General features: G+C 76.5%; 9 protein-coding genes. 4 read left to right on the top strand and 5 right to left on the bottom strand.

Annotation, left to right across the window (positions count from 1 at the left end):
• Positions 1-478: 478 nt before the first annotated feature.
• Positions 479-3430, top strand: a complete 2952-nt coding sequence (locus tag IH54_RS0137740; RefSeq protein ID WP_031525827.1) for an FAD-binding and (Fe-S)-binding domain-containing protein — start codon at positions 479-481, stop codon at positions 3428-3430.
• Between the two features lie 37 nt (positions 3431-3467).
• On the opposite strand, the gene IH54_RS0137735 is transcribed toward IH54_RS0137740, so the two are convergent.
• The 4 genes from IH54_RS0137735 to IH54_RS0137720 all read right to left on the bottom strand — a co-directional run bounded on the left by IH54_RS0137735 (position 3468) and on the right by IH54_RS0137720 (position 6217).
• The gene (locus IH54_RS0137735; RefSeq protein WP_031525825.1) at positions 3468-3770 is read right to left on the bottom strand and encodes a hypothetical protein; all 303 of its coding nucleotides are present in this window, start codon (positions 3768-3770) and stop codon (positions 3468-3470) included.
• Between the two features lie 234 nt (positions 3771-4004).
• A complete protein-coding gene (locus IH54_RS0137730; RefSeq protein WP_031525823.1) occupies positions 4005-4655 on the bottom strand; it encodes a class F sortase in 651 nt (216 codons plus the stop codon).
• A 15-nt stretch (positions 4656-4670) separates the two neighbouring features.
• Positions 4671-5318: a hypothetical protein gene (locus IH54_RS42255; RefSeq protein ID WP_159012341.1), complete on the bottom strand. Its 648-nt coding sequence runs from the start codon at positions 5316-5318 to the stop codon at positions 4671-4673.
• 119 nt (positions 5319-5437) lie between these two features.
• Positions 5438-6217 carry an HAD-IIA family hydrolase gene (locus tag IH54_RS0137720; protein WP_031525818.1) on the bottom strand — a complete coding sequence of 260 codons (780 nt, stop codon included), beginning with the start codon at positions 6215-6217 and terminating at the stop codon, positions 5438-5440.
• Between the two features lie 405 nt (positions 6218-6622).
• Here IH54_RS0137720 and IH54_RS40865 point away from each other — a divergent pair, with 405 nt between their 5' ends.
• Positions 6623-7921, top strand: a complete 1299-nt coding sequence (locus tag IH54_RS40865; RefSeq protein ID WP_043183446.1) for a phosphotransferase — start codon at positions 6623-6625, stop codon at positions 7919-7921.
• A 97-nt stretch (positions 7922-8018) separates the two neighbouring features.
• Here the strand turns inward: IH54_RS40865 and IH54_RS0137705 are convergent, their stop codons facing one another.
• Positions 8019-9179 carry an ROK family transcriptional regulator gene (locus IH54_RS0137705; protein WP_078862827.1) on the bottom strand — a complete coding sequence of 387 codons (1161 nt, stop codon included), beginning with the start codon at positions 9177-9179 and terminating at the stop codon, positions 8019-8021.
• Positions 9180-9235: 56 nt separating this feature from the next.
• On the opposite strand from IH54_RS0137705, the gene IH54_RS47475 reads away from it, so the two are divergent.
• Positions 9236-10297 (top strand): Gfo/Idh/MocA family oxidoreductase, encoded by a 1062-nt coding sequence (locus IH54_RS47475; protein WP_031525814.1) that lies wholly within the window; start codon positions 9236-9238, stop codon positions 10295-10297.
• Positions 10294-10764, top strand: a complete 471-nt coding sequence (locus tag IH54_RS0137695) for a heme-degrading domain-containing protein (protein WP_031525811.1) — start codon at positions 10294-10296, stop codon at positions 10762-10764. The genes IH54_RS47475 and IH54_RS0137695 overlap by 4 nt, the downstream gene beginning before the upstream one ends.
• The last annotated feature ends 299 nt before the right edge of the window (positions 10765-11063 follow it).

The following is an 11063-nucleotide window of genomic DNA, read 5'->3' as shown; positions in this document are numbered from 1 at the left end:
GCCCCCGGCAGTCCGCCCGCACCCCCGCGCGTCACCGCCCCCGCCAACCCGGCGGCCGCGCCCTCGCCCGAACCTGCCCCCGCCGACCCAGCGGCCGCGCCCCCGCCCGTACCCGCCCCCGGCAGTCCGCCCGCACTCCCGCCGGTCACCATTTCCGGCAACCCGGCAACGGCCGGGACCTCTCCGGACGCTTCCCGCCCCGCGGGTGAGCCGTTCGCCCACCCGTCCGGCAGATGTATGTGCACACCGTTCCCCTTCCCCCGTCGGACCGGCTCCGGCCTTGAGTATTGCCGCTGACCGGCGCTTCCGCCTCCGTCGCAGGACGGAGACCGCCGGGCCGGAAGCGGTGGGGAGGCGGACCGGGCCCGCGCAGACCGCGCAGCCCGAGCCACCAGGGCATATCCTCACCGAGCGGTATGAAAGGAATGTTTCTCCGCCAGGTCCGGCCCCTCCGGGGCCGCCCGCCGAGGAGGTCCCGATGCCCGTGCTGGAACCGAAGGGCTCCGCCGCGCTGCGGCCGTCCCCGGCGGGGGAGGCCGCGCCGGACCGGGTGGTGGAAACCCTCGCGGGCGGCACGCCCGCCGAGCTGCGGACCGGGCTCGTCCGGCTGCTCGGCGAGGACCGGGTCCTGTCCGGCCTCACCGACCTCGTGGCCTACGCCTCCGACGCGAGCCCGTACCGCTTCGTGCCGCAGGCGGTGGTGGTGCCAAGGAGCGTGCAGGACGTCGTACGGCTGCTGGGCTTCGCCCGGTCCGAGCGCCGCCATCTGGTCTTCCGGGCCGCGGGCACGAGCCTGAACGGCCAGGCGCAGGGCGAGGACATCCTGGTCGACGTCCGCCGGCACTTCACCGGTGTGGAGGTGGAGGCTGCCGGCGGCCAGGACGTCCTCGCCCGCATCCTGCCCGGCACCGTGCTGGCCCGCGCGAACGCCGCGCTCGCCCGGCACGGGCGGGTGCTGGGGCCGGACCCGGCGAGCGCGAGCGCCGCGACCGTCGGCGGCGTCCTCGCCAACAACGCCTCCGGCATGACCGCGGGCACCACCCGCGACTCCTACCGCACGGTCGCCTCGCTGACGGTCGTGCTGCCGAGCGGCACGGTCGTCGACACCGCCGAACCGGAGGCCGACGCGGCCCTCGCCGCCGCCGAGCCGGACATCTACCAGGGCCTGCTGGACCTGCGCGACGAGATCGAGGCCGACGCGGACCTGACCGCCCGCATTCGGGCGAAGTTCGCGGTAAAGAACACCAACGGCTACCGGCTGGACGCCTTCCTGGACGCCGACAGCCCCGTCCAGATCCTGCGCGGGCTGATGATCGGCTCGGAGGGCACGCTCGGCTTCGTCGCCGAGGCCGTCTACCGGACGCTGCCGCTGTGCCCCGCCGCCACCGCCGGCCTGCTGTTCTTCCCGTCGCTGCCCGCCGCTGCCGCCGCCGTGCCGCACTTCGCGCAGGCGGGGGCGGAGGCGGTGGAGCTGATGGACGGCAACGTGCTGCGGGCGGTGACCGCGGTGCCGGGCGTGCCCAAGGAGTGGGCGCGGCTGCCGGAAGGGTGCGCGGCACTGCTGGTCGAGTTCCGGGCCGCGGACGACACGCAGCTCGCCGCGTACGAGCGGGCCGCCGGGCACGTGTGCGCCGACCTCGGCCTCGTCGCCACCGTACCGGCCGGGGAGGGCTACGGCGGCTTCACACGCGACCGGGAGCGGATCGCCACGCTGTGGCGGGCGCGAACGGCCTTCGTCACGGCGGTCGGCGGGGCGCGCCCGTCCGGCACCACCCTGATCACCGAGGACTTCGCCGTGCCGCCCGCGCGGCTCGCCGAGGCCTGCGAGGAACTCCTCGCCCTCCAGCGACGGCACGGCTTCGACGCCGCCGTCGCGGGCCACGCCGCGCACGGCAACCTGCACTTCCTGCTCACCTTCGACGCCTCCCGGCCGGAGGACGTCGAGCGCTACGGCGCCTTCATGGCCGACTTCTGCCGCACCGTCACCGAGCGCTTCGACGGCTCCCTGAAGGCCGAGCACGGCACCGGCCGCAACATCGCGCCCTTCCTGGAGCAGGAGTGGGGGCCCGCGGCGACCGCGCTGATGTGGCGGGTCAAGGCGCTGCTCGACCCCGGGGGCGTGCTCGCCCCGCACGTGATCCTGGACCGCGACCCGCGCGCCCACCTGCGCGGTCTCAAGACGATCCCGGCGATCGAGCCGGTCGCCGACCCGTGCATCGAGTGCGGCTTCTGCGAGCCCGTCTGCCCCAGCCGCGACCTGACCACCACGCCGCGGCAGCGCATCGTGCTGCGCCGCGAGATGCTGCGCCAGCCCGCCGACTCCGCGGTCCTCGGCGCGCTGCTGGACGCGTACGGCTACGCCGCCGTCGACACCTGTGCGGGGGACTCCGGCTGCAAGCTCGCCTGCCCGGTCGGCATCGACACCGGCGCGATGATGAAGGCCTTCCGGCACGCCCGGCACAGCCGCGTCCAGGAGCGCGCCGCCGCTTCCGCCGCGCGGCACTGGCGTACGGGGGAGCGCGCCGCCCGCGGCGCCGTCGCCACCGCCGACGCCGTACGCAACCGGGCCGGCGACCGCCCGCTGACCGCCGCCACCTCGCTGGCACGGCGGGCGGCGGGCCGGGAGCTGATACCGGAGTGGCTGCCGGAGATCCCCGGCGCCGCGCCCGGCGCCCTGCCCCGTACCGCGCAGGACGGCGCCACCGCCGTCTACTACCCGGCGTGCGTCAACCGCGTCTTCGGCCCCGCGGGCGAGGGGGCGGGCTGGCTGCCGCGCGCCCTGGTCACCGTCTCGGCCCGCGCGGGCCTGCCGGTGTGGATACCCCCCGACGTCACCGGCACCTGCTGCGCCACCATCTGGCACTCCAAGGGCTACGAGGCCGGCAACGCGCTCATGGCCAACCGCGTCGTCGAGCACGCCTGGGCGTGGACCGGCGGCGGCCGGCTCCCCCTCGTGGTGGACGCGACGTCCTGCACCCTCGGCCTCGCCCGCGAGGTCGTCCCCTACCTCACCGAGGCCAACCGCGAGCTGCACGGCGAACTGACCGTGCTGGACTCCACCGTGTGGGCCGCCGAGCACGTCCTGCCCCGCCTCACCGTGACCGCCCCGCTGGACTCCGCGGTCCTCCACCCCACGTGCTCCGCCCACCATCTGGGCACCCCCGTCCCCGCCCTCGCCGCCGTCGCCGCCGCCCTCGCCCGCGAGGTCGTCACCCCCGACGACGCGGGTTGCTGCGGATTCGCCGGCGACCGCGGCATGCTCCACGAGGAGCTCACCGCCGCCGCGACCCGCCCCGAGGCCGACGAGGTCGCCGCCCGCTCCTACGGCGCCTACCTGTGCGCGAACCGCATGTGCGAGGTCGGCATGACCCGGGCCACGGGCGAGCCGTACGAATCGGTGATCCTCGCACTGGAGCGGGCGACCCGCTGAGGTCCACCGCGCGACCGGGCCGCCGGCTCAGACCGGCTCAGACCGGCTCGACGACCGCACCGCACATGGCGCGGGCGTCGTCGACGAAGATCTGGCCGCCCCTGGCCGGCAGACGGTGGCGCCACCAGGGCAGCCGCGTGGTGTCGGCGGTCGGGATGGCGACCGCCGCGAGGGTCCGGAACCTGCGGTCGGCGGCGTGCACGGCGCCGAGGAAGTCCTCGTAGCAGGGCGCCTTGCGGAGCGCCGGATCGTCGAGCGCCTGCTGGATGTCGCCGCGGACGGCCAGGTCGAAGTCGTACTCGGCGAGGATGTCCCCGTACCCCTCCTCGCGCTCGGCCACGAACTCCTCCCCGTCACGCAGGTCCTCCGCGGGGCCGATCGCACCGCGCAGGTGCTCCTCCGTGAAGCGGCGGTACAGGGCGGCGAACTCCTCGGTCGGACCCGTCGCCGCGGCTCCCCTCGTACGCCCGGCGTGCGGAAGGCCGGTGCGGAGGACGACTCTCGCACGGAGCGGGGCTCCGGGTCAGGCCGGTTTCGGCGCGCGGGCGGCCCCTTTCCCGCCGGCGCCGCGCGCTCACGCCTTGTGCGAGCCGGTCAGGGCCGCGTAGACGACGACGTTCGCCGAGTACGACCGGGCCGTCTCGTCGAAGGCGCCGCCGCAGGTGATGAGGCGCAGTTCCGGGCGGCCCGCGGAGCCGTAGACGCGGGTGGCGTCGAAGTGGGACTTCTGCTCGACCTCGACGGCCTCGACGGCGAAGTCGGCGACCGTGCCGTCGGCGCGTGTCACGGAGACGATCGCGCCGCGGGTGATCGTGGAGAGGCCGTAGAAGACCGCGGGCTGGGTCTCGGTGTCAACGTGGCCGACGACGAGGGCCGCGCCGGCGGCGCCGGGGGCCGGGCCGTCGCGGTACCAGCCCGCGACGTCGGGGGTGGAGTACGGGGGCGGGTCGACGGCGCCGTCCCTGAGGCCGCGGGCGACGAGCTCCGCGTGGACGCCGACGGTCGGGATGTCGATGCGGGTCGGGACGGCGGCGGGCAGCGGCAAGTGCGGGGCGTAGACCTGCGGGGGGCGGTCGGCGGCCGCGGCGGCGAGGTCGCGGCCGGCGGGCGGCGCGGTGGTGCCGGGAAGGTGGCCGCCGTGGCCGAGCAACCACGCCGCCAGCAGGACCAGGCCGACCACCGCGGCCGCCCAGGTCCTGCCGCGCTCCTCCGCCCCCTCCACCATGCCGTTCAGCGCCGCTCAGCCGCGGTCGGCGGTGCGGCGCCGGTAGAGGACCAGCCCGGCGAACCCGGCCGCCGCCACCGCGCCGGTGACGAGCAGCGGGCCGGTGCTGGTGCCGGCCGCCGCCGGGCCCGCGGCGAGCTGCGCCGGGCCGCCGTGGGTGACGACCTTCGCCGTGCCGCCGCCGCCCGCCGGGACGGGGTTGACGGGCATCAGCGGGGAGTGGCCGCCGCCACCGGCGCCGCCGCTGGTGACCGTCACGGTCGCGGACGCGGAGCTGGTGGAGCCGTTGCACTCGACGGACACGGCGTAGGAGCCGTCCGTCGCGTCGGACTTGATGAAGGCCGTACCGTCCCAGCCGTCACCGGCGGGCGCCAGCGTGACCGCGTCCACGAACACCTCGGCGCTGGCCTGCGCCTTCGCACCGGACTTGCAGGAGGCCTTGAGGTGCAGGTTGACGACCCCGCCGGGCGCGACCGTCGCGGGCGAGACGTCCATCCCGGACGCCGAGGACGCGGCGGAGGACGACGAGGAGGACGACGAGGACGAAGATCCACCTCCCCCCTCGTCCGCGAGCGCCTGCTTCGGCAGCCCGGTCACACCGCCCAGGGCGAGCACGCCGAGAGCACCGGCGGCGGCGATGACGGGCATTTTCAGACCAAACATGGGGACCTCCGCTCGGCCGGGGCGGGGACTCGCACCCGGTGCTTACGAAGATTCCCGCGGGCCCCCGGCTCCGCACGCTCGGTGGTCCATCAGGGTGATGTCGCCGATACGCGGAGTGATCAGATCTCGGCGACCAGATCGGCGATGGAGTTCACGACGTACGACGGCTTGAACGGGTAGCGCTCGATGTCCGGCACCGCCGTGAGCCCGGTGAGCACCAGGAAGGTGGTCATGCCGGACTCCAGCCCGGCCAGCACGTCGGTGTCCATGCGGTCGCCGATCATCGCGCTGGCCTCGGAGTGCGCGCCGATCGCGTTGAGCCCCGCGCGCATCATCAGCGGGTTGGGCTTGCCGACGAAGTACGGGTCCTGGCCGGTGGCCTTGGTGATGAGGGCGGCGACCGAGCCGGTCGCGGGCAGCACGCCCTCCGCCGAGGGGCCCGTCTCGTCGGGGTTGGTGGCGATGAAGCGGGCGCCGCCGCGGATCAGCCGGATCGCCTTGGTGAGCGCCTCGAAGCTGTACGTGCGGGTCTCGCCGAGCACCACGTAGTCGGGGTCCTGGTCGGTGAGGATGTAGCCGACGTCGTGCAGCGCGGTCGTCAGGCCCGCCTCGCCGATGACGTACGCGGTGCCGCCGGGGCGCTGGTCGTCCAGGAACTTCGCGGTGGCGAGCGCGGACGTCCAGATGTTGGCCACGGGCACGTCCAGGCCCATCCGGGAGAGCCGGGCGTGCAGGTCGCGCGGGGTGTAGATGGAGTTGTTGGTCAGCACCAGGAAGGGCTTGCCGGACTCCTTGAGCCCCTTGAGGAAGGCGTCGGCGCCGGGGATCGGGGTGCCCTCGTGGATGAGCACGCCGTCCATGTCGGTGAGCCACGAGTCGATGGGCTTGCGGGTCGACACCGGTCGGTCTCCTGTCGTCATGGCCTGCGTGGTGCCCCAGCGTAACCGGGGCGGGTGTGCCCCGCCCCGGCCGTCTCGGCTGCTGGGCGACCTGGCGAGGCGTCAGCCCGGGGCCCCGCCCGGTGCCCGCCCGGGGTCAGCTTCCGGCCGCCGACCGCCAGGCGTCGATGTAGCTCGTCAGGCTGCTGCCGACCCCGTGGCGTCCTCGAACCTGCCGTCCGGCAGGCCGCCCCCGCCCGGCTCGTCGAGCGATGCCCACGACGCGTCTCGACGGCGGAATACTCCGGCGCCCGGTCCTGCCCCGGGATGGCGGCCCCGATCGGGCGCGGGGACCGGCGGCGTCACTCACGCCCCGGTCCTCCCGTACCCGCGCGGTGCCGCCGCAGGGGGGTGGATGATGGCGGCATGCTGACGCGCGTGCCGTGGGGAGACGAGCTGCGGGCCGCCCTCGGGGTGCCCCGGCGGGCCCGGCGGCTGGCCAGCAGCCCGCGCTCGCGCGTCTGGCGGGCGGAACTGACGCCGGGCACACGGGTGGTGGTCAAGCAGCTCGTCGCCGGCCCCGGCGCGGACGAGCGGTACGCCCGCGAGGTCGCGGCCCTCCGCCTCGCCGCCCGGGCCGACCCGCCCGTGGCCGCGCGCCTGCTCGCCACGGACGCGGTCCGCCGCGTCCTCGTCCTCGACCACCTGGAGCAGCTCCGCCCCGGTCCGGGCTGGCAGGTGCCCTACGCGGCCGCGCTGGCCCGCCTCCACGCGGTGCCGCTGCGACAGGAGGCGGGGCCCGGCTGCCCGGCGGAGGGCGAGGACGCGGGAGCGCCGGCGCGCGCCGCCGCTGCGGGCGCCGGGGAAACGGGCGGGCCGCCGCGCGGGCGGGGGCCCGACCCCGCCGGGGCGGCGGGGGCGCCGCCGCACGGGCAGCAGCCGACGCCTGCCGCGCCTCCCCCGACCGGGCACGAACACCCCCTCACCCCCGGGCCCGGAACCGCCGGGGCGCCCGCGTGCGGGCAGGGACCCTCCTCCTCCGCGGCCGGGCCCGAGGCCGCGGGCGCGCTGCCCGCCTGGCAGGGGCCGACACTCGGTGACGCCGAGGCGTTCCTGCGGCTCGCGCGGGCGCTGGGCGCGCAGGTGCCGGGCGGGGCGGCGGAGGCGATGGAGGGGCTGGTGGGGCGGCTCGCCCGGGTGGGCGGGAACGCGCTGCTGCACGGCGACCCCTGCCCCGGCAACGACCTTCACACGGTCGCGGGAGTGCGCTTCATCGACTTCGAGCAGGCCTCGCTGGGCAACGGATTGACGGAGCTGGCGTACCTGCGCATCGGCTTCCCCACCTGCTGGTGCGTCACCGCGCCGCCCGCCGCGACGCTCGACGCGGCGGAGCGCGCGTACCGCGAGGCGTGGCGGGAAGCGACCGGCGGCGAGGTCGAGGGCGACCTCGCCGACGCGTGCGCCGGCTGGCTGCTGCGGGGGGACGCGCTGGTCGAGCGCGCGCGGCGGGACGGCACGGACCACCTGCGCGAGGTCGTACGCCGCGACTGGAAGTGGGGGACGGCGACCGCGCGCCAGCGTCTGGCCCACCGCCTCGGCGTCGTCGCCGCTTTCGCCGCGGACTCCCCTGAGCTGCGCCCCTTCGCCCACCTCGCCGCCTCCCTCCACGCGGCCCTCCCCACCTCATGGCCCGCTCTCCCGCCGCTCCCCGGGACCCGCCCGTAGCCCGCGGGGCCCGCACCACCGCGCGGCGGAATTTCCTGCCCGGCAAGGGGGGACGAGGCGGCGGGCCCGCCCCGTGGGGCCGGGCCCGGGCTCAGGCTCAGGGGAATTCGGCTCTGGTGAAGAGGGGGGCCAGGGCCAGGAGGGCGGCGCCCTCGGGGGTGGCGCGGGAGCCGGCGGCGGGGAGGGTGACAGGGACGGGGACAGCGGCGGACACGCCCGAGCGGAAGGCGTCCGGCGCGGCCAGGACCGTACCGCCGCCCAGGACGACGCGGTCGACGTCCAGCAGCGCCACCAGGTTCGCCGCCCCCACGCCGAGCAGGCGCGCGGCCCCGGCCACGTCGCCGCGGGCCACCGCGGCGAGGCACAGCGCCTCCAGGCAGCCGCGCCGCCCGCACTTGCACGGCGGCCCGTCCAGCTGCACCACCTGGTGCCCGAACTCCCCCGCCCCCGCGGCCCCGCCGCGGTAGAGCCCGCCGCCGAGGACGAGCGCGGCGCCGAGCCCCGTCCCGAGGTGGAGGTACGCGAAGGAGCCGCCGCCCGGGCCGGGTTCGGCCAGGACGGACAGCGCGGCGGCGTTCGTGTTCTTGTCGACGGCGACGGGCAGGCCGAGCCGCCGCGCCAGCTCGTCCCGCAGCGCGCAGCCCGACCAGTGCGGGAAGCCGGTGACGCCGCGCAGCGTGCCGGTGCGGTGGTCGAGCGGGCCGCGGATGCCGACGCCCACGCCCAGGACCCGCCCGGGTGCGAGCGCGGCGGCGGCGCGCAGCTCGCGCTCCATCGCCGCGAGGCCCTCCGGCACGGGCCGCCCGAGGTCGAGCGGCGCGGCGTGCTCGGCGACCGTACGCCCGGCGAGGTCGGCGACGACGGCGGTGAGCGCCTCTCCGTCCAGATGCGCCCCGACCGCGAAGGCGGCCCCGGCGGCGAGCCGCAGCTCGGTCCGCGGCTTCCCCCCGGTGGAGGCGAGCCGCCCGGCCTCCTCGACCAGCCCGTCCGCCCGCAGCCGGGCGGTGATCTTGCTGACCGCCTGCGGGGTGAGCCCGGTCCGCTCGGCCAGCTCCAGCCGGCTGAGCCCGCCGGGGGCGTCCCGCAGCAGCCCGAGCACGACGGCGGCGTTGTGGGTGCGCAGCCCCGGCAGGTTGAGCCCGCCCCGCGCGCCGTCGTCACCGCTCTCGTCGGCGGCCCCGGCACCCGCGGATCCCGCCGTACGGCCGCTGCGCGCGGCGTGCCGGAAGGAGTCGGCCGGGGGCGGAGGTGTCGTCACGCCCTCATTGTCGCGCGCGCTTGCACTTTGGCAACAGTGTTGCCAAAGTGAGCTGCATGACCACCGCCGCACCCCTCCGCGTCGCCCTGGTCGGCTACGGCCCGGCCGGCTCGTTCTTCCACGCCCCGCTGATCGCCGCCACGCCCGGGCTGCACCTCGACACCATCGTCACCGGCAACCGGGAGCGGCGCGCGCAGGCGCGCGCCGAGCATCCGGGGGTCGTCTTCGCCGGCACCGCCGACGAGCTGTGGCCGCGCGCCGCCGAACTCGACCTCGTCGTCCTCGCCTCCCCCAACCGCACGCACGTGCCGCTCGCCACCGCGGCCCTCGAAGCGGGCCTGCCCGTCGTCGTGGACAAGCCGCTCGCCGCGACCGCCGCCGAGGCCCGCGCGCTGGCCGCCCTCGCCGACGACCGCGGCCTGCTGCTGACCGTCTTCCAGAACCGCCGCTGGGACAGTGACTTCCTCACCCTGCGCGGCCTCCTGGCCCACCGCGAACTCGGGGAGGTCCACCGCTTCGAATCCCGCTTCGAGCGCTGGCGCCCGCAGCCCAAGGGCGGGTGGCGCGAATCCGGCGACCCCGCGGAGATCGGCGGCCTCCTCTACGACCTCGGCAGCCACCTCGTCGACCAGGCCCTGACCCTCTTCGGCCCGGTCCGCACGGTCTACGCCGAGTCGGACGTACGGCGGCCCGGCGCCGCCGCGGACGACGACGACTTCATCGCCCTCACCCACACCGACGGCGTCCGCTCGCACCTGTGGATGAGCGCCACCGCCTCCCGGCTCGGGCCCCGCTTCCGGGTGCTCGGCAGCATCGGCGGCTACGTCACCTACGGCCTCGACCCGCAGGAGGCCGCCCTCCGCGAGGGCCTCCGCCCCGGCGAGGGCACGGGATGGGGCAGCGAGCCCGAGGACGCGTGGGGCACCGTCGGCACCGACGAGACGGCCTGGCCCGTACCCTCGGAGCCCGGCGACTACCCGGCCTTCTACGCCGCCGTCGAAACCGCCCTCCGCGAGGGCACGTCCCCGCCGGTCACCGCCTGGGAGGCCGCGGCGACGATCGAGGTCATCGAGGCGGCCCGCGAATCCGCCCTCACCGGCCGGACGGTGACGCTGTGACCTCCACCCATCTCGTCGACCCCGCGGAGCTCGCCGAGCAGGAGCGGGCCCTCGTCCTCCCGCGCTTCACCAACGACGACGCCTGGCGGCTCGGTTGCCTCCTCGTCGAGCTCGCCCGCGAGCAGGGCGCTCCCGTCGCCATCGGCATCCGCCGCGGCGGGCAGCGGCTCTTCCACTGCGCGCTCGACGGCACGGCGCCCGACAACGACGAATGGCTCGAACGCAAATCGCGCGTCGCGCTCCGTTACGGCACGTCGTCCCTCGCGGTGGGCGAGCGCTTCCGGGCGAAGGGGACCACGTTCGAGGCCTCGTCCCACCTCGACCCCGCCCGCTACGCCGCGCACGGCGGGGCCTTCCCCCTCCGGGTAGCCGGCGCCGGCGTCATCGGCGTCGTCGCCGTCTCCGGCCTCCCCCAAACGGAGGACCACGCCCTCATCGTGAAGGCCCTCACCCGCTTCCTGGCCTGACGCCTCCGGCGGGGGCTGCGGTGACCTCCGCGGCTTTCCCGCCGCGGGGGTTTCCCACGCCTGGCGGCGCGGGGTGCTTCCCACCTCCACCGCCCGTGCGAGTAGGAGCGAAAACTTCTGTCCACCTGCGGGGGTGCACCACCGTCGGGGGCTGACCCGCCGTCCCTGAAACCTCACCCCCACCGGCAGGCAGCCGCCCACGCAACGCGGGGGGGCACGTCACCCCACCCACCCCACCCCCACCGGCAGGCAGCCGCCGACGAGACCTCGGGAGGGGGACGATCCGGGGGTGCCCCCGC

The organism is Streptomyces sp. NRRL F-5123 (assembly GCF_000721495.1).
Taxonomy (GTDB): Bacteria; Actinomycetota; Actinomycetes; order Streptomycetales; family Streptomycetaceae; genus Actinacidiphila.
This window is presented reverse-complemented; position numbering and strand designations above follow the sequence as displayed.